This window comes from Aestuariibaculum sp. YM273 (assembly GCF_030908365.1).
Classification (GTDB): Bacteria; Bacteroidota; Bacteroidia; order Flavobacteriales; family Flavobacteriaceae; genus Aestuariibaculum; species Aestuariibaculum marinum.
In genome coordinates this window covers 3,615,653-3,637,204 of sequence record NZ_CP133090.1, presented here as the reverse complement: position 1 = coordinate 3,637,204, position 21,552 = coordinate 3,615,653, and the positions used below count along the sequence as shown (strand labels likewise).

20 protein-coding genes are annotated in these 21,552 nt (G+C 35.8%); 8 read left to right on the top strand and 12 right to left on the bottom strand.

Annotation, left to right across the window (positions count from 1 at the left end):
* Positions 1 to 8: 8 nt before the first annotated feature.
* Complete coding sequence (locus RBH94_RS15605; RefSeq protein ID WP_307881738.1) at positions 9 to 1,493, top strand: hypothetical protein; 1,485 nt, start codon at positions 9 to 11, stop codon at positions 1,491 to 1,493.
* A gap of 7 nt (positions 1,494 to 1,500) precedes the next feature.
* Here RBH94_RS15605 and miaA read toward each other — a convergent pair whose 3' ends face one another.
* The 7 genes from miaA to RBH94_RS15570 all read right to left on the bottom strand — a co-directional run bounded on the left by miaA (position 1,501) and on the right by RBH94_RS15570 (position 9,344).
* On the bottom strand, positions 1,501 to 2,409 hold the full coding sequence (miaA, locus tag RBH94_RS15600) for a tRNA (adenosine(37)-N6)-dimethylallyltransferase MiaA (protein ID WP_307881737.1): 909 nt from the start codon (positions 2,407 to 2,409) through the stop codon (positions 1,501 to 1,503).
* Positions 2,402 to 3,262, bottom strand: a complete 861-nt coding sequence (locus RBH94_RS15595) for an ion transporter (RefSeq protein WP_307881736.1) — start codon at positions 3,260 to 3,262, stop codon at positions 2,402 to 2,404. The genes miaA and RBH94_RS15595 overlap by 8 nt, the downstream gene beginning before the upstream one ends.
* A gap of 25 nt (positions 3,263 to 3,287) precedes the next feature.
* Entirely contained in the window at positions 3,288 to 5,255 is a 1,968-nt protein-coding gene (locus RBH94_RS15590; RefSeq protein ID WP_307881735.1) for a DUF3857 domain-containing protein, read from the bottom strand.
* A gap of 70 nt (positions 5,256 to 5,325) precedes the next feature.
* Complete coding sequence (locus RBH94_RS15585) at positions 5,326 to 6,690, bottom strand: exonuclease domain-containing protein (protein WP_307881734.1); 1,365 nt, start codon at positions 6,688 to 6,690, stop codon at positions 5,326 to 5,328.
* Positions 6,691 to 6,722: 32 nt separating this feature from the next.
* On the bottom strand, positions 6,723 to 7,391 hold the full coding sequence (locus tag RBH94_RS15580; protein WP_307881733.1) for a YggS family pyridoxal phosphate-dependent enzyme: 669 nt from the start codon (positions 7,389 to 7,391) through the stop codon (positions 6,723 to 6,725).
* 15 nt (positions 7,392 to 7,406) lie between these two features.
* Complete coding sequence (locus RBH94_RS15575) at positions 7,407 to 8,297, bottom strand: 3-hydroxybutyryl-CoA dehydrogenase (protein ID WP_307881732.1); 891 nt, start codon at positions 8,295 to 8,297, stop codon at positions 7,407 to 7,409.
* A gap of 87 nt (positions 8,298 to 8,384) precedes the next feature.
* The gene (locus RBH94_RS15570) at positions 8,385 to 9,344 is read right to left on the bottom strand and encodes a Gfo/Idh/MocA family protein (protein WP_188222340.1); all 960 of its coding nucleotides are present in this window, start codon (positions 9,342 to 9,344) and stop codon (positions 8,385 to 8,387) included.
* A gap of 161 nt (positions 9,345 to 9,505) precedes the next feature.
* Here RBH94_RS15570 and RBH94_RS15565 point away from each other — a divergent pair, with 161 nt between their 5' ends.
* Entirely contained in the window at positions 9,506 to 10,147 is a 642-nt protein-coding gene (locus tag RBH94_RS15565; RefSeq protein WP_307881731.1) for a protein-L-isoaspartate(D-aspartate) O-methyltransferase, read from the top strand.
* Between the two features lie 61 nt (positions 10,148 to 10,208).
* Here RBH94_RS15565 and RBH94_RS15560 read toward each other — a convergent pair whose 3' ends face one another.
* The 4 genes from RBH94_RS15560 to RBH94_RS15545 form a co-directional block, all read right to left on the bottom strand.
* A complete protein-coding gene (locus RBH94_RS15560; protein ID WP_307881730.1) occupies positions 10,209 to 12,008 on the bottom strand; it encodes a Xaa-Pro dipeptidyl-peptidase in 1,800 nt (599 codons plus the stop codon).
* Between the two features lie 42 nt (positions 12,009 to 12,050).
* On the bottom strand, positions 12,051 to 12,605 hold the full coding sequence (locus tag RBH94_RS15555) for a hypothetical protein (RefSeq protein ID WP_307881729.1): 555 nt from the start codon (positions 12,603 to 12,605) through the stop codon (positions 12,051 to 12,053).
* A 96-nt stretch (positions 12,606 to 12,701) separates the two neighbouring features.
* Entirely contained in the window at positions 12,702 to 13,160 is a 459-nt protein-coding gene (gene smpB / locus RBH94_RS15550; RefSeq protein WP_188222336.1) for an SsrA-binding protein SmpB, read from the bottom strand.
* Between the two features lie 118 nt (positions 13,161 to 13,278).
* Positions 13,279 to 13,488 carry a dodecin gene (locus RBH94_RS15545; RefSeq protein ID WP_188222335.1) on the bottom strand — a complete coding sequence of 70 codons (210 nt, stop codon included), beginning with the start codon at positions 13,486 to 13,488 and terminating at the stop codon, positions 13,279 to 13,281.
* Positions 13,489 to 13,759: 271 nt separating this feature from the next.
* On the opposite strand from RBH94_RS15545, the gene lpdA reads away from it, so the two are divergent.
* From lpdA to RBH94_RS15515, 6 genes are all read left to right on the top strand, one after another.
* Complete coding sequence (lpdA, locus tag RBH94_RS15540; RefSeq protein WP_307881728.1) at positions 13,760 to 15,160, top strand: dihydrolipoyl dehydrogenase; 1,401 nt, start codon at positions 13,760 to 13,762, stop codon at positions 15,158 to 15,160.
* A 280-nt stretch (positions 15,161 to 15,440) separates the two neighbouring features.
* Positions 15,441 to 16,007, top strand: a complete 567-nt coding sequence (locus tag RBH94_RS15535; protein WP_194420794.1) for an RNA polymerase sigma factor — start codon at positions 15,441 to 15,443, stop codon at positions 16,005 to 16,007.
* A 2-nt stretch (positions 16,008 to 16,009) separates the two neighbouring features.
* Positions 16,010 to 16,183, top strand: coding sequence for a hypothetical protein (locus RBH94_RS15530; RefSeq protein WP_188222332.1), 174 nt, complete (start codon positions 16,010 to 16,012; stop codon positions 16,181 to 16,183).
* A gap of 44 nt (positions 16,184 to 16,227) precedes the next feature.
* The gene (locus RBH94_RS15525; protein ID WP_307881727.1) at positions 16,228 to 17,055 is read left to right on the top strand and encodes a mechanosensitive ion channel domain-containing protein; all 828 of its coding nucleotides are present in this window, start codon (positions 16,228 to 16,230) and stop codon (positions 17,053 to 17,055) included.
* A 135-nt stretch (positions 17,056 to 17,190) separates the two neighbouring features.
* Entirely contained in the window at positions 17,191 to 18,105 is a 915-nt protein-coding gene (locus RBH94_RS15520; RefSeq protein ID WP_307881726.1) for a DMT family transporter, read from the top strand.
* A 228-nt stretch (positions 18,106 to 18,333) separates the two neighbouring features.
* A complete protein-coding gene (locus RBH94_RS15515; protein WP_307881725.1) occupies positions 18,334 to 19,824 on the top strand; it encodes a nitrate/nitrite transporter in 1,491 nt (496 codons plus the stop codon).
* 928 nt (positions 19,825 to 20,752) lie between these two features.
* On the opposite strand, the gene RBH94_RS15510 is transcribed toward RBH94_RS15515, so the two are convergent.
* Positions 20,753 to 21,541, bottom strand: a complete 789-nt coding sequence (locus RBH94_RS15510; protein ID WP_307881724.1) for a S1/P1 nuclease — start codon at positions 21,539 to 21,541, stop codon at positions 20,753 to 20,755.
* Between the last annotated feature and the right edge of the window lie 11 nt (positions 21,542 to 21,552).

Genomic DNA, 21,552 nt, shown 5'->3' with positions numbered 1-21,552 from the left:
ATCAAAAAATGAACAAATCAATTATAAACAAGGCGCTTTTCCTATTAAGCTTTTTTATTGCAGGTCATGTGGTTGCTCAGGAAAAGCAGACCAAGTTATCGCAATCCATTAATGTCGATAAAGACGTTACAGTGAATTTAAATACCAGTTACAGTAATATTATTATTGATACCTGGAATAAAGATGTTGTAGAAATTGAAGCTTATATTGAAGGAGAAAAATTAAGTAAGGAAGAGTTAGCAAAAGCTTTAAAAGCTTGGAATGTAGATGTAGATGCAACAAAAAGTGAGGTTACCATTTCGACCAAAGGAAATGCGCCTCAGGTGTGGGCATACAAATACAGTACAGGAGATGACAATGAAGCCATTCATACCGTAATTAAAGAATTAAAATTCGAGCTGGCAGATATGCCGGAAGTTCCAAAATTTGTGGTTATACCAGAGATTCCGGAAATTCCGCCATTACCGGAGATGCCTGAAATGCCTGAATTACCAGTATTGCCAGAAGGTGTGGGTAAAGTACATTTCGATTATGAAGCTTATAAGAAAGATGGCGAGAAATATTTAAAGGAATATACCAAGCAGTTTGAAAAAACATTCGGAAAGGATTATGAAAAGAAAATGGAAGCATGGGGAGAAAAATTTGAAAAAGAATGGGGAGAAAAATATGCGAAACAAATGGAAGAATGGGGAGACCGTTTAGCTTTAAAAATAGAACATGAAGTTAATAGAGAAGCTCTTAACGAAGAACGCCGTGTTATTATAGAAGAACGTATTAAAGAGCGCGAAGAGCATATGAAGGAGAGAGAAAAGCATATGGCCGAGCGTGAAAAACATTTGCAGGAGCGTGAACGATTGGCTGACGAAAGACGTGTGGTTATAGAGAAAATGGTGACCGATAAAAATAGGTCTGGTGTTAAAAAAACTATAAAAATTAAGTTGCCTAAAAAAGCAAAATTAAAAGTTAATGTTAGACATGGTGAAATTGAGTTTGCTTCGGCAGTAGATAATTTAAAAGCGAATTTAGAATATACCAAATTTAAAGCTAATAGCATTAATGGAAGTCAAACTTCCATTAATGCTTCTTATTCGCCTGTTGTGGTTACGGATTGGAATGTTGGTAACTTAAATTTAAATTATGTGAAGAAGGCTAGTATCAATAATGCGAAGCAATTGGTGATAAATTCAAACTCATCTAATGTGGTTATCGATAATTTGGAAGGTAGTGCTATTATTAACGGATCGATTGGAGATTTAAAGATTGTTAAAATTGATGATTCCTTTTCTAATTTAAATGTAATGCTTCAAAATAGTGATGCCACAATTGTGTTGCCCAACGTAGAGTATAGTTTGCAATATGTTGGTAATCATTCACGATTTAGTCACCCCAAAAAAACAACTCCAAACAATGTATCTAGCTTCTCGACAGGAAACCTAAGTAGCGGAAAAAATATTGTTGTTAATGCGAAGTACAGTACTGTAGATATGAAGTAAGACCTACTTATTCTTCCATTTCCTTTTCACAAGAGTTTATAATTTGTTTTACATCGGTTTTATAATCAAACCACAAGGCATTTTCGGTTTTTTTAAACCAGGTAAGTTGTCGCTTTGCAAAGCGTCTGCTATTCTTTTTTATCTCAGAAACAGCAAAGTCTAAATTCCATTCACCTTCTAAATAGTTGAAAATTTCTTTATAGCCAACGGTATTTAAGGCGTTTAAATCTTTGTACTTTAATAGATTTTTAACTTCATCCAATAAGCCTTCTTTCATCATAATATCAACGCGTTGGTTTATACGATCGTAAATAATTTCTCTATCGGCAGTTAATCCAACGGTGATGGTTTTAAAAGGTCTTTTGTTTTTTTCTTTATTTAAAAATGAAGAGTAGGGTTGTTCGGTACCCATGCAAATTTCCAGTGCTCGAATCACACGGTGAGGATTATCAATAGCAATAGTATTATAAGCAACAGGATCTAATAATTTTAATTGTTCCTGTAAAGTTTGCAGACCTTTAGTTTCTAAATCAGTGTTTAGTGATGCTCTAATGGAAGGGTCTACATCCGGGAAATCGTCTAAGCCTTTTATTACGGCATCTACATAAAGTCCAGAACCACCGACCATAATAACTACATTGTGCGTTTTAAAAAGGTTTTCTAAACAGGATAGAGCATCTTTTTCAAAAGAACCAACACTGTAATTGTCTTGAATGGATTTATGATGGATAAAATGATGCTTTGCAGCGGCCAATTCTTCTGAGGTTGGAGCCGCGGTACCAATCTGCATTTCTTTAAAAAACTGCCTAGAGTCTGCTGAGATAATTTCCGTATTAAAATGATTAGCCAGTTTAATACTTAGTGCGGTTTTCCCAATGGCTGTCGGCCCGATTATAGAAATTAAAAATTTACTCATCGTTTAATTTATGACCGCAATGATAACAAAATTCGGCGTCATCTCTATGGTTTTCTGTAGAGCAGTTTTCACAAACTTGTGTGTTTAAGTGTAAAGGGGTTTTTACTTTATCTTTCTCTTTTTTATCTTTTTTACTTTGACTGGTGTATTCGGCAGAAACAATTCCGGTTGGTACAGCAATAATGCCATAACCCAAAATCATGACCAGAGATGCAATAAATTGCCCAAGAGGGGTCTGTGGTGCAATATCTCCAAAACCAACTGTGGTAAGCGTTACAATACACCAATACACACTTTTAGGGATATTTGTAAAGCCGTTTTCCTCACCTTCAACCAAATACATTATTGTGCCAAGAATAATTGCAATAATAACAACTGTAAATAGAAATACAGAAATTTTAGCACGGCTTGAACGTAATGCAGAAAGTAAACGTAAGGAGGCTCCTAAATAGCGCGCTAATTTTAAGATTCTAAAAATACGTAATAGACGCAATGCTCTTAAGGCCGCCAAGGCGTGAATGCCTCCAAAAAACAGTGAAATATATTTTGGGATGGTGGATAACAAATCGATGATACCATAAAAGCTAAAAATATATTTAAATGGTTTTCTAACGGTTATAATTCTGGCTATATATTCAATACTGAATAATATAGTGATAATCCATTCTGAGATATTTAGGATATTATGGTATTTACTATCAATACTTTTAACACTTTCCAGCATCACCAATAAAATACTCGCCAGAATAACAATGAGTAAAACCACATCGAATAGTTTTCCGGCAGGCGTATCGGCTTCATATATAATTTCATGAAGTTTGGTGCGCCATTTTTTATCTTGTGGTTTATCCATAGAATTAAAGATAAGAAAAGAAAGTTTATGATTTTTGTAATAGAATCATAGTGTTCTTTTGAGTGTTTACAATTTTATTCATGAATTCTTTTAAATACGGATAGTATTCGGTAGGGTAAAATGAGGAATTAAAGTTTAATCTCATTAACATATGAACTTCATTATTAAATACTTTTGATGATAAATTTAATCGGCCAGAATTATTAGGTAGCGCTACATTAATATCGTCGGGCAATTCTACTAAATTATAATTGTCGCCTATATTGAGTTTAAGAATATACAAATAACTGTCCTTAAATCCAAAGTCAATAGGGTAGGTGCGTTCCTGTAGTTTAAAAGGGTTTTCATTAAAAAAGGCAATGATAAACGGATTTAAATAAATTGAATTCTGAACTTGATCAAAACCGTATTGCAGTTTAAAGTTTTCTGAAAAATTCATTCCATTAATATCGCCATCTTCAACATTAAACTCTGAAATTTCCATATCGGCCAGCTTATTTTTTAAATTGCTTTCGTAGCTACTTTTGTTAATGAAGAAGTCTTTTTTAGAATTTAGAGCATAATATCCCGTTTTTTTAATTTTAACATCACCGCTCATGGTCTCGTCCGGGTTTAATTGCAGGGATACGCTGTATAAAATTGAGGACGTGTTTTCTTCATTAATATCAATCCACTTGCTACCATTTTCAAAATCTAATAAACGCCCATATTGATTTAAACACCTAAAGGGTAGTTGCCCGAAATATAAGTACTTATCGGTAGCGTCCAGTAAATAAGTCTTGCCATTTATTTCGGCCTGAACAATTAGGTAATTGAAATCTGAAATCACCGGATATAGTTTGGTGGCAAATCCATTATTTCTTGTAGAAAGTAATACAGGTTTTACCGAAATACCAGCTGTTTCCAAAAGGTTATGTAATAAAATGTTTATTGACGACACATTTCCCGATTTTTCTTTGATGAGCTCTTTTACCGAAACATTTCTGAAAATTTTATAATCGCCGTTCCAGGTATATTGCTCCTGAACGTAGTCGTAAATGGCCTTTGCTTTTAATGAAAGGTTAGTCTCATTAATAATATCCTCACTAAGTAAGTTTTCTACATCTACCGATTTTAGAATTTGACGACCAATATTTTTATCAGTTTTTAGTTCATCATCAACTGTTTCCCAGGTTTTAGAGTAATCAGATGTTATACCTCTAAAGTCTTCAAATGTTTGTAGTTCGTAATCGATTCGAGCTAGATAGTTCGACTTACATGTCATATAGTCCTCTTCAATAAAGGCAGGTATATTTTTCATGGCGTATTTCGATACTGAGCAATCGGCTTGACCACCATTACCGCCACTAAGACAGTCCTTTTTTATGTCAGATTCGTTAACAAATAGTTTTTCGCTTCCTACCAATTTTATATTATACTTCCAGTTTGCAGGAATACTGGCATTATATTCACTGTACAATTTAGGTAAATCCCCTTGAAATTCCCAGCCATGGTATTTAAACATAAAAGGAGATACGGTAGTATAGCTATAAGTTATTACCGACCCGACTTTTACATTAGGCAGTGTAAATTTCGCCAGGTGATGGTTTTCATCGTATTCAATCTTGTGAATGTCCTTTTTGTTTAGTTTAGTGGTAATTACCTGATCGCCATCTAAAGTATAGGTAGTCGCAATTATATCCTCAACCTGTTCAAAACTATTCCTGTCGCTGTGGTATAAGTTAATAGTGATATTTGCATGATCAAATCCTTCTTTATTGAAGATTTTTATTTTGTGCTTTTCTTCTGTATATAATTTATAATCACTAGGGCTTACGTAACTTTTTCCTGATTCGTACAATACCAAAGCGTTGGCTGTAGAATCTTGAGGATAAGCAGTCATTTTTAAATCTTTTAGAGAAACTCTGAAAACAGAAGTATTATCGGTATTTTGAGCAAATGTAGCAGAGGAAAAGATAAAAAAAAGGAATGAACAAAGGATAATTCTAGTCATGAATGTCGTTTAAAGATATAGGGTGTTTTTGTTATTTTAAATAAAAAGAAAGATATTTCTTTAAATATTATTAATCAAAATTTACAACCTTTAATTTCTTATTTTTTCTTAAATAACTTTGAATTATGTGTTGGGTATCTCTATTATTCTGCATGGGCGTTATAATAGATTGAAGAATTTCTATATTATTTATCTGGTAGTTTAGATTAAAAAATCCAATACCTTTAAATACTCCGTTTTCAATTAAAATAGCACTGCGTTCATCAATATCACGGCCTCTGTCAATGATGACCATATTTTGGTTAGCATAGCTGTTTTTTGTTATTAATTTAGAAACACGTTCGTTATAACTTTCAGGTGATTCTTTACCTATACAAGCACCGTTACATGCTTTAATATCGTAATTAAAACAACTGGTTTTAGTTTGGTAAATTCCGGTTAGTTTTTGGCATAGATTGTAGTCTTCAACCGCATGATTGATAAAACTTTTACCGCTATCCCTGTTGCTAAATGTAGTAATAGGTTTTTTGCGACCATCGGCAATATCAATTTTTAGGTTGATGTAGCCGTTATCATCTGTAAAACTATAAAGCGCATGCGTAAAACGGGTTCGACGAAGCGCCCGGTTAAATTTAGGCTTGATGGTTTTTATCGCTTCACTTTCCTTTAAAAGCGCAACGAGTTCACTACCGGTAGTTTCGTAACTTACCGAATCGACTAAATTCTGTATTTGTTTAGATTTACGATTGGTGTTTGTAAAGTGCTGATTAATCCGCTTTTTTATGTTTTTACTCTTTCCGATGTAAATAATGTTACCCTCAGCATTATGAATGTAGTACACTCCGGTTTCAGAAGGTAAGTCGGCTAAAATATCTAAATGACGTGGTTCGAGCTGATGCTTAGGATTTAGTTTAATAGATTGCTGAATAATACTTTTAGAGCTGTCTTTATCCAGCAATAATTTGAAAAGTTTAAGCGTAGCCAGTGCATCACCGGATGCTCTGTGACGATCGCTTACCGGAATCCCCAAAGACCTTACTAATTTACCTAAACTATACGAAGGTTGCCCCGGAATAAGCTGTTTAGAAAGTTCTACAGAACACAGAGACGGACGAATGTAGTCGAACCCTAAGCGTCTGAACTCTGTTCCTAAAATGCGGTAATCGAATTGCGCATTATGAGCCACCAGAATGCAATCTTCGGTAATTTCCACAATACGTTTCGCTATTTCGTAAAACTTTGGCGCGTTACGCAGCATGTTGCTATTAATACCTGTAAGGTTAACGACGAAAGGTTGAATTTCTCGCTCCGGATTTACAAGACTTATAAATTGATCGACAACTTGATGACCATCGTATTTATAGATTGCAATTTCGGTAATGCCTTCCTCATTATACTTACCGCCAGTAGTTTCTATGTCTAATATCGCGTACAAATACTCTCCTTAAGTTTTAAGCTTGAAATGTCTTAGTTGTAGTTTCGTTCTCCAAATATACTACTTCCAACCCGAATCATGGTACTTCCGCAGTCAATTGCTAATTTATAATCGCCGCTCATGCCCATACTAATGATTTCTAATTTGCAATTTGGTGCCTCAATAGTTTTTAATTCATTAAAAGTTTCTTTTAAGCTGGTGAATTCTTTTTGTATTTGGGCCGTGTCATCGGTAAATGTGGCCATACCCATAACACCAACAACTTTTATATTTTGTAATTCTGAAAAAGCTTCCGATTGTAATATTTCCGACGCTTCCGTTGCCGTCATTCCAAACTTACTATCTTCATCAGCAATTTTTATTTGAAGTAAGCAGTTTATGGTTCGTCGGTACCTGGCCGCTTGTCGGTTTATTTCATTAAGCAGTTTAAAATTGTCTACACCGTGAATTAAACTAACAAAAGGTGCCATGTACTTTACTTTATTACGTTGTACATGACCAATCATATGCCATTGAATATCTTTAGGCATAACGTCGTGTTTTTCGACCATCTCCTGAATTTTATTTTCACCAAATATGCGTTGTCCTGCATTATAAGCCTCCATTAAATCAGGAACAGGCTTGGTTTTCGATACTGCTACAAGGGTAACGTGTTCAGGTAAACTCGATTTTATATGATTTAAATTTTGTGGTATTGACATTTTTAAAACAATAAATTATTTTGAGAATTGTGCCGATATGGTTTCGGCCTTTTTGCTTTGAGAATAATCGTAAAATCCTTCACCAGATTTTACACCCAATTTTCCGGCACGAACCATATTCACTAATAATGGACATGGCGCATATTTCGGGTTTTTAAATCCGTCGTACATGACATTTAAAATGGATAAACAAACGTCCAGTCCGATAAAGTCGGCCAATTGTAATGGCCCCATTGGGTGTGCCATGCCTAACTTCATAACGGTATCAATTTCAGAAACGCCAGCAACACCATTATATAGTGTTTCTATAGATTCGTTAATCATGGGCATTAAAATGCGATTAGCTACAAACCCAGGATAATCGTTAACTTCAACAGGAGTCTTTCCTAAATTTCCTGAAAGTTCCATAACGGTTTTGGTTACAGAATCACTAGTGTTGTAACCGCGAATCACTTCAACCAATTTCATAATAGGTACAGGATTCATAAAGTGCATACCAATAACTTTATCTGGTCTTGATGTTACTGCAGCAATTTGAGTAATAGAAATCGATGAGGTATTGGTTGCCAGAATTGTTTCTTCCGCGCAGGCGTCATCTAATTGTTTAAAAATGTTAAGTTTTAAGTCGATGTTTTCAGTCGCCGCTTCAACCACTAAATCGGTTTGTTTTACGCCTTCTTCAATACTTAAAAAGGTGGAGATGTTTGATAACGTTTCACTTTTTTCACCTTCAGAAATAACGTCTTTAGCAATCATTCTGTCTAAATTCTTTGAAATGGTCGTTAAACCTCTTTCTAAGGAGGCTTTATTGATATCTATAAGATTAACTTTATAACCGTTTTGAGCGAAGGTGTGTGCAATACCATTGCCCATAGTACCGGCACCAATAACTGCAATATGTTTCATTTTTAAAGGGTTTGTTATCTGTTAAATACATAAATAGTTTGATATTAATAATACCAAACTATTTATGATTATAAGAACGATGCTTAATTAAAAACAGTTTATAATTTGAGTTGCCACGCGCAATGCTTCGGTGCCATCATGTAATGTTACAATCGGTGCTCTGTCATTATTTATAGCATCGGCGAAGGTATTTAGTTCGTCTAAAATAGAATTGTTATTATCAACATGAGGATTGTCGAAATAGATTTGCTTTTTCTCGCCTTCGGCATTTTGAAGCACCATATCGAAATCACCCGGATGTTCCGGGGCGTCTTTCATTTTTACGACTTCACATTTTTTCTCAAGAAAGTCTACTGAGATATAAGCATCTTTCTGGAAGAATCGTGCTTTACGCATTTTCTTTAGTGAAATTCTACTTGCTGTTAGGTTAGCAACACAGCCGTTTTCGAATTCTATACGGGCATTGGCAATATCAGGGGAATTGCTGATCACTGCTACGCCGCTGGCACTAATATGTTTTACTTTAGATTTTACCACACTCAAGATGATGTCGATATCGTGAATCATTAAATCTAGAACCACAGGTACGTCTGTTCCTCTTGGGTTAAACTCCGCCAAACGATGTGATTCAATGAACATCGGAGCGTTAATTTCATCTTTAACGGCTAAAAAGGCTGGGTTAAAACGCTCTACGTGTCCTACCTGACCTCTTAGTTTATTTTCAGCTAAAAGCTCGCGGATATGCTCGGCTTCTTCAACTGTATTGGTAATGGGCTTTTCTATAAAAATGTGCTTACCTTTAGCAATGGCTTGTTTGGCACAGTCGTAGTGAGATAGGGTAGGCGTTACAATATCGACCATATCAACTGCATCGATTAGCGCATCGACAGAATTGAAAAATTTATATCCGAATTCGGCTTCTACTTTTTTGCCGTTTTCTTCGTTGGCATCATAAAAACCAACAAGTTCATATTTATCTGATTGATTTAGAAGTTTTAAATGTATTTTTCCTAGGTGACCAGCACCAAGTACACCGGCTTTTAGCATAATAGTAATAGGTTTTCAACAAAAATAAGATAATTAAAGTATGAATATCATTATTCGTGGCTAAAATTTTCTTCTGAATTATTTCAGGGGAAATTCTATAAAAATAATTTTCAGCTTTAAAATGTTTGACTAATTTTAGCCTTGACAAACACCAGCAAATATTGAACGATACTTTTAGACATAAGGGATTACGCCAGCAATTGGTTAATGTATTAATAGACAAAGGAATAAAAAACGAAGCCGTTTTAAAGGCTATTGGTAAGATACCGAGGCATCGTTTTATGGATTCTGGTTTTTTAGATCATGCTTATGTAGATAAGGCCTTTCCTATTGCTGCTGATCAAACTATTTCACAACCTTATACGGTAGCCTTTCAAACCGAATTATTGAATGTAAAGCGAGAAGATAAAATTCTTGAAATAGGTACGGGTAGTGGGTATCAAACCGCTGTATTACTGGAATTGGGAGCACGTGTTTACACTATTGAGCGCCAAAAAGAGTTGTTTAAAAAAACCAGTAAGTTTCTGCCTGAATTGGGCTACCGCGCCAAGAGTTTTATTTTTGGAGACGGTTATAAAGGTTTACCTCAGGAAGCGCCATATGATGGTATTATTGTCACGGCTGGAGCACCTTTTGTACCAAAACCATTATTGAGTCAGTTGAAAGTAGGAGGCAGGTTAGTGATTCCTGTTGGTGAAGATGTTCAAATTATGAATTTGTTTATTAGAAAAGGTCCCAAAGAGTTTGAACAGCACGAATTTGGTGAATTCCGTTTTGTGCCATTATTAGAGGATAAAAACTAGATATAAAAAAGGCTGTTAAAATAAGTTTTAATAGCCTTTTTTTTATACTTGTCGAATTCGATTAATGTGCTGTGGCAGTGTTAAAAGTATCAATACCACCAACAACCGGTAATGTTAACGTTGTTCCATCTAAGTCAACTGTTAATTCAGTACCTGGTTTTGGGTGCAATGTAAATTCTTTATCACTTGAGAATATCATTAATCCGATTTGCTGCCCAGCTCTGATAATTTGGTCATCGGGCATTAAATCGAAAGTTACTTCGTAAAACTTCCCCGGTTTTAACGGCTTACTTTCTCTAATAGATTTATGGTTCTGAGGGTCTGCCCAACCACGGGTAATAATGTTATCTGTAATTTTTACTTTTCCTTCATCCCAGGGTAATGATACCAGCCAAACCGATAAATTTGCAGCAGGTTTACTACTCGCCAGTTTAACGGTAATTTCTGGGACACCTGAAATGTGAACGTCTTTAGTTAGTTTCGGAGTAACGTAAAGCAAACGGTTTTTAGAGCTTTCAGCTTTTGCTAATGAGGCGCCATCAATATTAACATCGTCAATTAAAGTTTCTTTACCTTGTTTTTTTGAAGAGTCGGCACTTAAACCTCCTTTAGAGGGATTACCCTTTACTAAATGCAAAGTTACTGGCTTAGCTTCCGGATTTGGAAAATCGGCATACGACGTAGGTGCAGATTGTTTGTCGTTTTCTCTAACAATCCATGCTTTATTAGTTTCCTGTTCCACACCATTATCAATACCGAATAAATAATGTGTAAACCAACGGTTCATCATCTCTACAGGAGGTGGCCCACCATGCCCGTTTTGATGATAATAGATTTGGGTTTCCAAGCCCATGTCTTTAGCCTTTTTATAAATTCGGTAACTATGCTCAGGCATCACGTTCCAGTCGTTAAATCCGTGAGACATTAGTAAGGCAGCTTTCATTGGTTCCATATCGTTTAAATAATCACGACCAGCCCAAAAATCGTTGTAATCACCGGTTATTCTATCCTGATATTTTCTAAGAATAGAATCTCTAACAAATTGATTGTTATGCGCTCTTTTGGCTTCATCACCACTGTGAATAAATTCATAAAGCACATCAATATCTTCACCTAAATAACCTCCTGGTGAGCGTACAAGTCCGTTAGAACGGTAATAATGATAGTATGATGTATTCGGTGCTACAGGAATAATAACCTCTAAACCTTCAACACCTGTTGTCGCAGCCGCTAAAGGAAGGGTGCCGTTATATGAAGTTCCGGTCATACCAACCTTTCCTGTTGACCAGTACGCTTCAACGGTTTCGTTTCCATAAGGTTCGGTATAGCCTTTTGCACGACCGTTTAACCAATCGATTACTGCTTTAGGGGCTAAGGACTCATTGTCGCCACCAACTGTTGGTGAGCCTTGTGATAAGCCGGTTCCAGGGGATGAAGAGTGCACTACAATGTATCCACGAGGTACCCAGGTTCTAATCTGAGAGTTCGATATGACAGGACGTTCACCAATTCTGGTAACTACCGGATGAACATGATCTTTTGGGGTTTCACCTAACTCATGGTTTACATCCCAAAAAATACCGTCAATATCAGGTGCTACACCGGCATAATATGGGCTGGACTCATAAATAACGGGAAGTTTTAATCCTTCGGTTTCTGTTTGAGAAGGTCTAGTAACATCTACATGCATACGGTCAAGTTTACCATCACCATCGGAGTCAAAAGTTGTTTCTACCCATAAATCGTGACGAATCCAATTACGAGGGTTGCTAAAAGCTTCATTAATTTGAGCTTCACCATCTTTAAAAACAGGTTCAGCTTTTTGACCATAAGTCAGAGATGCCGAAAAAAAAATGCTCATAAGGATAGAGCATTTTAAGGCGTTGTTTAATTTCAACATGTATTAAGATTTTTGTTTTGGTAAGTATGTTCTTGGTATTGGTGTTCTTCGGGTTTCTTGTGCCCAGTATACATTTAATATCCACCAGCGCTTGCCATCATTGTATAACTGAATGCTGTTAATACCTCTCATAAAAGGCTCTTCGTCTTCCTTGCTTTTAAAGGCTTCATAGGTGCTGAACACCTGAGACATATTGCCGAAGGTATTTGAAGTGCGATGAATTTCTCTTTCATGAAAACCATGTTCCACCATCCATTTTCCTGAGTTTTTTATGTAGTCTCCGGGATTCATATAATTCACCATAGCCTCACGCATTTGGTTTTTACCTGAGGCGATTAATTTCGCATTAGGGTAGAATAAGAATTTAAAAAGATCCCAGTTGCGTTCTTCACCTTGGTCTCCTGAAATGACATCGTATAAAGTACGTACAATATTATCTATGGTTTGTACATTTTGAGTGTAATCAGGGGCTGTGTTTTCTTCTTCTGAAGCTTCGTCTTGAGCAAATAATGAAATGGATAGGGCGCTAAAAAGAGCGAACAATATGAGTTTTTTCATTCTATTGGGTATAAAATCAAGCCTAAATATAGACCTTTGGTTTTTAATATGTTGTTAAACGCTTCTTAAAAGTTTTAAGTACTATCTAAGTGGTTTTTACTTATAAGCTTTCTTAATTCTATCTAGATTACGCTTATTATCACGGTCTTTAATGGTCTCGCGTTTATCGAATAGTTTTTTACCTCTGGCAAGGGCGATATCCATTTTAGCAAAACCTTTGTCGTTGATGAACAAACGCAGCGGTACAATTGTAAGTCCGGTGCTTTGAACTTCTTTTTGTAGTTTCTTTAGTTCGCGTTTATTTAAAAGTAACTTACGTTCTGCTTTTGGTCTGTGATTGTAATAGTTCCCAAAGGCATATTCTTCAATGGTCATATTAATAACAAAAAGCTCACCACGATCGTTAAATTCGCAAAAACTTTCAGCAATAGAAGCTTTGCTGTTTCTAATAGATTTTATTTCGGTACCCGTAAGTACAATTCCTGCGGTGTACTTGTCCAGTATTTCGTATAGGAAACGGGCTTTCTTATTTTGTATGTTAATCTTTTTCTGCATCACGCACAAAACTACATAATTTTACTTGAAAAATGTGATAAGAAAAGGCATCAAAGATTACCAAAAGTATAAATTATATTATCTTTTTTATGGTATCGATTTATGAAGAAGTGTTCTATTAAGAATTCATTGTAAAACCGACTTTTAAGGTTACTTGCCACATGGCTACCTGTCCGTCTTCTATGTTCCCTCGTGTCTCAATAACTTCAAACCATCTTAAATTATGTATTGATCTTGAAGCTTTTTCTAAAGCATTTTGTATGGCATCGTCACTCGATTTATCTGATGTACCAACGATTTCTATCTTCTTGTAGATATGTGCATCCATGATTATTTATTGTTTTAAGATTATCTATATAAGATACAAAAAATGAACGAATCAATTGCTTTATTAAGTATTGTTACTTAATTGATACTTAGTTTTTATTAAGTTTTGTTTGAATAAAAGTAGTACAGTTATTGTTTTTTTGAAATATTGATAATTAGTGTTATAAAAATGATAAAATCACCTTATAAAGGATTGTTTTTTATTGTCTTCCCATAAAACATTTGTACTTTTGTTTCTCGACTTTTAAATAAACGATTATCAAAATAATTTTATGAATTCATACGATGTAGCCGTTATCGGCTCGGGTCCTGGAGGATATGTTGCAGCTATCCGTTGCGCACAATTAGGCATGAAAACTGCCCTTATAGAAAAGTATAGTACATTAGGCGGAACTTGTTTAAATGTAGGTTGTATTCCAAGTAAAGCATTATTAGATTCGTCTCATCACTACGAAGATGCGATTAAGCATTTTGAAGAGCACGGTATTGAAATCCCTGGAGATGTCAAGGTGAATTTAGAGAAAATGATTGCGCGTAAGCAAGCAGTTGTTGATCAAACTACAGGAGGTATTGATTTCTTAATGAAGAAAAATAATATCGATGTGTACCATGGTTTAGGAAGTTTTAAAGATGCTACGCATATCACTATTGCTGGCGAAGAGCCTACTGAAATCGAGGCGAAAAACAGTATCATCGCTACGGGAAGTAAGCCGTCAAGCTTACCATTTATCAATATCGATAAAGAGCGTATCATTACCTCTACCGAGGCTTTAAAACTTAAAGAAATTCCAAAACACTTAATCGTTATTGGTGGTGGTGTTATTGGTTTAGAATTAGGTCAGGTATACAAGCGTTTAGGTGCTGAGGTATCTGTGGTTGAGTTTATGGATCGTATCATCCCAACTATGGATGGTGGTTTATCGAAAGAACTGAACAAAGTTTTAAAGAAACAAAAATTCAAAATCAATACCTCTCATAAAGTAAAATCTGTAGAGCGTGTTGGCGATGAGGTTATCGTAAAAGCAGATAATAAAAAAGGAGAAGAAGTTGAATTTAAAGGTGATTACTGTTTAGTATCTGTTGGACGTCGTCCATATACAGATGGATTAAACGCTGAAGCTGCAGGCGTAAAATTAACAGACCGCGGACAGATAGAAGTTAACGATCACTTACAAACCAGCGCTTCAAACATCTACGCAATTGGAGATGTTGTTAAAGGGGCGATGTTAGCGCACAAAGCTGAAGAAGAAGGTGTATTTGTTGCTGAAACATTAGCAGGACAAAAACCACATATCGATTACAACTTAATTCCTGGTGTAGTTTACACATGGCCGGAAGTTGCTGCTGTTGGTAAAACAGAAGAGCAATTAAAAGAGGCAGGTGTAGCGTACAAAGCAGGTTCGTTCCCTATGCGTGCTTTAGGTCGTGCCAGAGCAAGTATGGATATCGACGGATTTGTTAAAGTATTAGCCGATAAAGAAACCGATGAAATTCTTGGGGTACACATGGTAGGCGCTCGTGCAGCTGATATGATTGCGGAGGCCGTAGTTGCTATGGAGTTCAGAGCATCGGCTGAAGATGTATCTCGTATGTCTCATGCACACCCTACATTTACAGAGGCTATTAAAGAAGCGGCTTTAGCGGCGACTGAAGATAGAGCCTTACATATGTAATTGTATAGTTATCAATATAGATTAAACCCTTTTACGTTTTAGTGAAAGGGTTTTTTGTTTTAAAGACAGTTTACAGCCTCTTAAAATTAAATAAATAGTTTCTCACAGTTTGTGTAAGAACAAGGTGTGGTAAATTGATATATGTCAACAGATAGGTGAAAAAGAAAGCGACTTTTATTGAGGTTGCTTTTTTTTTGTACTTTTTTTAAAAAAATGTGACTTATCTGTTTGGGTTGTGTCTCAATAAAAAAGAAAGTAATAAAATAGCAGCAAGCATACCTTGAAAATCACCAATATTAGTACCGGTTTATCTGATGAGGATCTTGTTAGCGCCATTGTTAAAACCAATGACACCCTATTATTTGAAGTGCTCTATGATAGATATGCGATGCTAGTTTATAATAAATGTTTAAGTTTTTCAAAAGATGAAGATGAAGCAAAGGATTTAACCCAGGATGTATTCTTAAAGCTTTTTGTAAAGTTGTCTAGTTTTAAAGGAACCGCAAAATTTTCGACCTGGTTATATGCTTTTACCTATAACCATTGTGTAAATTATGTAACGAGAAATACGGCTAAAAAAATAGAGAAGCAGGCAGTAGATCATTACGATATTGAAAATATTACCGATGATCACTACGATGAAGACTTTAGTCAGTTAAAAGTAGATAAACTAAAAGATGCATTGAACTTAATTTCTCCTGATGAGAAAATGATTTTACTCCTAAAATATCAAGATTTTTTAACCATAAAAGAAATTGAGAGTGTATTAGGAATTGGTGAAAGTGCGGTTAAAATGAGAATTAAACGTGCCAAGGAAAAGCTTTTAACAGTATATAATAACCTTTGATAATGGATAATCCGTTTCAATATATTAACAAGCCCCTAAAGGAAGTCCCCCCAGAACTCAAATCTAAGGTGATGAATGATATTGCCGTAGCTAAACTACTTATGGAAATGGCGAGTTTGTTCTCTTTCGATATAGCGAAGGTTATAGAGCATACCGTAAAACAACGTAAAAAATAATGTAACAAACATAACACCTAAAAAACCTAACGCTAAAAATAAACATGGATAAACTAATGGAATGGAATGATAATGTGATGCATTCATTATCGACTATGACAAACGAAGTAGCCAAGGTGGTGCCTAATTTACTTGGTGCTCTTGCGGTTTTAATTATAGGATGGTTAAGTATAAAATTAATCGTATTTGTAGTTAGACGAGGACTAAAGTTTGCTAAAGCTGATAAATTAGACGATAAACTAAACGAAATACAATTTCTTGGAAACAGTAGCCTCAATTTCGATGTTATTAATATCATTACCAAATTCGTCAAATGGGTGATGTATTTAATTATCGTTATCGTCATAACCGATATTTTAAATCTTACCATTGTTTCCGAAGAGATTAGAAACTTTTTACGATACATTCCGCAGTTATTTTCTGCATTAATCATTTTTACCATTGGGCTTTTACTGGCTAATTTCATAAAAAAGGGAATTCAATCCTTTTTTGATTCTATGGATCTGTCGGGGGCGAAGTTCATCAGTCAGGTTGTGTTTTTAGTGTTATTGGTTTTTATATCTATTACCGCTTTAAATCAAGCTGGTGTAGATACCGAGATTGTAACAAGTAATATTACATTAATATTAGGAGCGTTTTTACTGGCATTTGCTATTGCTTTTGGTTTGGGGGCGCAACGTGTAGTAAACGATTTACTAAGGGCTTTTTATGCCAGAAAAACCTATGAAGTAGGGCAGGTAATAGAATTCAACGATATAAAAGGTGAGATAGAGCGTATAGATAATACCTCAATCACGCTAAAAACATTAACAGGGAAATTGGTTATACCAATAAAAGATATAGTAGAGAGTCAAGTAAGAATACGGGAATAACTTTAAGTTAGGGTTAAAATTTGGTTGGTTACTTTTCTGTAATCCGAACGTTCTTTGCTTATCCCTTTCCATTTATTTGGAAAGGGATTTTTTATTGGTATTAATTAGTAAATTAGCCTTACTATTTATGTATATATGAACAGGTCGTATTTAGAATTGCATATAGCTATTGTATTAGCAGGATTTACCGGGTTGTTTGGTAAGTTAGTAACACTAAATGAAATGTTACTGGTGTTTTATAGGGTTTTATTTTCTTCTGTAGTGTTGTTGGTGCTTTTAAAGTATATCCAACGCCATAAATCCACGGTGTCATTCTGGAGTAAAACAAACGGTCTGATGTTGGCTAATGGTGTGTTGCTAGCCTTACACTGGGTATTCTTTTTCGGTAGCATAAAAGCCTCTACAGTGTCCTTGGGGATTTTGTGTTTCTGTCTGACCAGTTTTTTCACAGCGTTGTTAGAGCCTTTGTTGAACAAAAAACGTTTGTCTATTCGGAATCTGGCTTTGAGTGCTTTGAGTTTAGTAGGTATTGCGTTAATATTTGGTTTCGATAGTTCCTACCGCTTGGGCATTGCACTTGGGGTTATTTCTTCGGTGTTTATTTCGTTGTTTACAATTTTCAATGAGCGTTTCATTCACAGGCACGATACCATAAAAGTCACTACTTTTCAAATGGTTGGAGGGGTAATAGGGCTGGGGATCATTATGCTTCTGTTTTCACAGTTTACAGATTTTGTATTTCAATTACCAAACACGTCAGATTTAGGTTATTTACTAATCTTGTCGTTGTTCTGTACGGTACTCCTGTGTTTATTGCTTAATAATGCCTTACGTCACATCAGCTCGTTTACGGTTAACCTGAGTTTTAATTTAGAGCCTATTTACACGATAATTCTTTCCGCGATTCTGTTTAATGAAGCAGCCGATTTTACGCTCTCTTTCTGGTTTGGTTTAAGCCTGATACTTTTATCTATTGTTTTGCAAACCCTGTTTGCCAGAAGGCATCGTAAGCGTATTAAATCTGAATCTTTAGCTAATATTTCAAGCTGAGGTATTTTGTTTTAGATGCTGTTATTTGTTTTTCTACGTATTAATTACGTATTCTGTTGGTTTTTTATGGGCTAAATCTATTGTTTTTACTGCGTTTTCGCAGGTCTTTCTAATTTTATACTTAAAAAATATTTAATTTATCTTTGTTTCTAAGTAAATATACTTATATATTTGCTTCCGTAACGTAATAATTACGTATTTCTGTTTTAGGTTTTAAAATACATTGGTATGAAAGTGACACAAGGCGCAAATAAAACGTTGTTTATTAATACTCTGGCATTTACATTTTGTTTTGCAGCGTGGCTATTGAATGGTATTCTAGTAACGTTTCTCGCAGATAATCAGGTGTTTGATTGGAGCGCTGTAGAAATAGGATGGTTAATAGGTATTCCGGTGTTAACAGGGGCTATTTTTCGTTTACCGGCAGGAATTTTAACAGATAAGTTAGGTGGCAAGCCTGTGTTTGCCGGCTTACTTATTATTTGCGCCATACCAATGTATCTTCTGTCTTATGCCAATGGGTTTTGGTCGTTTGCCTTATGTAGTCTTGGATTTGGAATTACAGGAGCTAGTTTTGCTGTAGGAATAGCGTTTTCCTCTATCTGGTACCCAAAAGAAAAACAAGGTATTGCTTTGGGGATTTTTGGAGCAGGTAACGCAGGAGCTGCCATAACAACACTTATAGGACCTAAACTATTGAATTATTTAACCGACGACAAAACCAATCTGGATGGATGGCGTATGATGCCAAAACTGTATGCAGGGTGTTTGGTGCTCATGGCTATTATTTTCTATTTATCAACAACCAATAAGAAGCCGGCATCCAGTACTAAGAGTTTATCAGGCATGTTACAGCCATTAAAAAGTGTTCGTGTATGGCGATTCGGGTTGTATTACTTTTTAGTCTTTGGTTGTTTCGTAGCTTTTGCTGGGTGGCTCGTACCATATTATACAAACGTATATGCTTTAGATTTGGCTACAGCCGGATTGCTGGCCTCATGTTTTAGTTTGCCCTCAGGTGTGATTAGAGCCTTTGGTGGGTGGCTATCGGATAAGTTTGGAGCAAGGAAGGTCATGTATTGGGTGTTAGGTACATCGGTGGTGTTAAGTTCGGCATTAATTATACCCAGAATGGATATATATGCTGCAGGAAAAGGTATTATGGCAAAGGCATCGGGTGAAGTTACTGAAGTTACAGATACGTATATAAAGGTAAATGATAAGACTTATCCTGTGCGTCAACGTAGCAATGGGTTAGCAGAGGAGAATGAAGCCTTTCATGTGTTTCCTGTAAAGGAATCGTGGCAACAGGTGCGAGTAAAAGCAGGTGATCAGGTGAATAAAAAAGAATTGTTAGCTGAAGGAAAAACCCATATTTACTTTCAGGCTAACGTTTGGATTTTCGCAATAGTAGCTATTATAATAGGATCGGTTTGGGGTATAGGCAAAGCTGCTGTGTATAAACACATTCCAGATTATTTTCCTGAGGAAGTTGGCGTTGTAGGCGGTATGGTTGGCGTGCTTGGCGGTTTAGGCGGATTCTTTTGTCCAATACTGTTTGGTTATCTTTTAGAAGGTACAGGGCTTTGGTCGAGTTGTTGGATATTAATGTTAGTCTTGTCTTCGGTATGTTTAATATGGATGCATAATGTAATACGAAAAATGACAAATAAAGCAACACCATCATTGGTTAATAAATTTGAGAATAATGTAGATTAAAGTTGTTTCTGGTGTTGCGGAATAAAAAGTCATCTTGTTGGGTTAGTCCAAGATGGCTTTTTGTGTTTTGTGCTTTTTGTTCCTCGACTGGGCTCAGGGTGACAAAGAGGAGAGAGGGTTATTCATTAAATTGTAAACGCTGTTTGCTCATCTAATATCAAATGCTTAGGGTGCTTGTAATAATGATATCATGTGATCCTGAAACAAGTTCAGGATGACAAGGTGGTTGTGTTTTTTTAGAGATGGCTTTTTGTGTTTTGTGCTTTTTGTTCCTCTACTGCGCTCAGGGTGACAAAGCGGCGAGAGGGGTATTCATTAAATTGTAAACGCTGTTTGCCCATCTAATATCAAATGCTTAGGGTACTGGTAATAATAATATCATGTAATCCTGAAACAAGTTCAGGATGACAAGATGGTTGTGTTTTTTAGAGATGGCTTTTTGTGTTTTGTGCTTTTTGTTCCTCGACTGTGCTCAGGGTGACAAAGAGGAGAGAGGGGTATTCATTAAATTGTAAACGCTGTTTGCCCATCTAATATCAAATGCTTAGGGTGCTGGTAATAATGATATCATGTGATCCTGAAACAAGTTCAGGATGACAAGGTGGTTGTGTTTTTTAGAGATGGCTTTTTGTGTTTTGTGCTTTTTGTTCCTCGACTGGGCTCAGGGTGACAAAGAGGAGAGAGGGGTATTCATTAAATCGTAAACGCTGTTTGCCCATCTAATATCAAATGCTTAGGGTGCTGGTAATCATGATATCATGTGATCCTGAAACAAGTTCAGGATGACAAGGTGGTAGTGTTTTTAGAGATGGCTTTTTGTGTTTTTAGGAGGTTTAAGAAGTGTATTGCGTATCTGATAGCTCACATAAAATAAATAGCCGTTTCTTATTCAAGAAACGGCTATTAAGTTCTGTTAAGTATAGTTTGTTTAAAAAATATCGTTTAAGACTTTGGCTAAGCGGATGCCAGCAATTTGTAACTGACTTCTAACGGTTGTAAAATGATTGTAAGAGTAGCGGTATCTTAAGTTTTCGTTAGGTTCTACTGAAGCATAAACCTCTTTGGTGATGTCATGCGTTTCGTTTACCCAGTCTACAATAGAGCCTTCTTGAATGGCTTTTATTTGTTTTTTAGATAATACATCTGCATTATCGGCAAGTTCATCATAGCCCATATTATATTCTTCAATCATATCAGAATCCCAAACGCGGTGTAGGTTGGTATCTTTGTAAAACCATTGTAATTTAACATCATTTCCGCCTTTATCTTCAGCTAAACCAACATGCATAGGCTGGTGTAAATCTCCCATTAAGTGAATAAGCATTTTTAGGTGGAAGGCTTTATCTTCATCAGTAGCATTTTTATCTAATAGCACCGCTTTACAGGCTTCAATTCCTGTTACTAAGTCGCCTTCCGGATTTTTTTCTGAAGTTTCATAGCTTTGGTCGAAAGGCATATTTACATAATGCCAGGTGTAGTATTTGTTGTAGGCTTTATCAGATTTAATTTCATCCCCATAGGTAGAAGCAAAAGCCAGAGAATGTTGTTTTAGCAGACGTTTTACTTCTCGTTTGGCTTTTCCTTTTAAGTATTTCTGAGCAATTTCTCCAACCACACGGTGACCGGTAGCTCCCCAGTCATCAACAGTTGAAGCATTAAGGTTAACTGTATGCACGCATAGTATTGCGGTAATAAAATAAAGAGCAAGGGATTTCATAGATATCTGGA

Bases quoted from the DNA above. Each gene is read 5' to 3' on its own strand.
- RBH94_RS15590 (WP_307881735.1), bottom strand. From the start codon at position 5,255: ATGACTAGAATTATCCTTTGTTCATTCCTTTTTTTTATCTTTTCCTCT.
- RBH94_RS15545 (WP_188222335.1), bottom strand. From the start codon at position 13,488: ATGGATGCACATATCTACAAGAAGATAGAAATCGTTGGTACATCAGAT.
- RBH94_RS15510 (WP_307881724.1), bottom strand. From the start codon at position 21,541: ATGAAATCCCTTGCTCTTTATTTTATTACCGCAATACTATGCGTGCAT.
- RBH94_RS15520 (WP_307881726.1), top strand. From the start codon at position 17,191: ATGAACAGGTCGTATTTAGAATTGCATATAGCTATTGTATTAGCAGGA.
- RBH94_RS15530 (WP_188222332.1), top strand. From the start codon at position 16,010: ATGGATAATCCGTTTCAATATATTAACAAGCCCCTAAAGGAAGTCCCC.
- RBH94_RS15575 (WP_307881732.1), bottom strand. From the start codon at position 8,297: ATGAAACATATTGCAGTTATTGGTGCCGGTACTATGGGCAATGGTATT.
- RBH94_RS15555 (WP_307881729.1), bottom strand. From the start codon at position 12,605: ATGAAAAAACTCATATTGTTCGCTCTTTTTAGCGCCCTATCCATTTCA.
- miaA (WP_307881737.1), bottom strand. From the start codon at position 2,409: ATGAGTAAATTTTTAATTTCTATAATCGGGCCGACAGCCATTGGGAAA.
- RBH94_RS15515 (WP_307881725.1), top strand. From the start codon at position 18,334: ATGAAAGTGACACAAGGCGCAAATAAAACGTTGTTTATTAATACTCTG.
- RBH94_RS15560 (WP_307881730.1), bottom strand. From the start codon at position 12,008: ATGAGCATTTTTTTTTCGGCATCTCTGACTTATGGTCAAAAAGCTGAA.
- RBH94_RS15570 (WP_188222340.1), bottom strand. From the start codon at position 9,344: ATGCTAAAAGCCGGTGTACTTGGTGCTGGTCACCTAGGAAAAATACAT.
- lpdA (WP_307881728.1), top strand. From the start codon at position 13,760: ATGAATTCATACGATGTAGCCGTTATCGGCTCGGGTCCTGGAGGATAT.
- RBH94_RS15595 (WP_307881736.1), bottom strand. From the start codon at position 3,262: ATGGATAAACCACAAGATAAAAAATGGCGCACCAAACTTCATGAAATT.
- RBH94_RS15580 (WP_307881733.1), bottom strand. From the start codon at position 7,391: ATGTCAATACCACAAAATTTAAATCATATAAAATCGAGTTTACCTGAA.
- RBH94_RS15605 (WP_307881738.1), top strand. From the start codon at position 9: ATGAACAAATCAATTATAAACAAGGCGCTTTTCCTATTAAGCTTTTTT.
- RBH94_RS15525 (WP_307881727.1), top strand. From the start codon at position 16,228: ATGGATAAACTAATGGAATGGAATGATAATGTGATGCATTCATTATCG.
- smpB (WP_188222336.1), bottom strand. From the start codon at position 13,160: ATGCAGAAAAAGATTAACATACAAAATAAGAAAGCCCGTTTCCTATAC.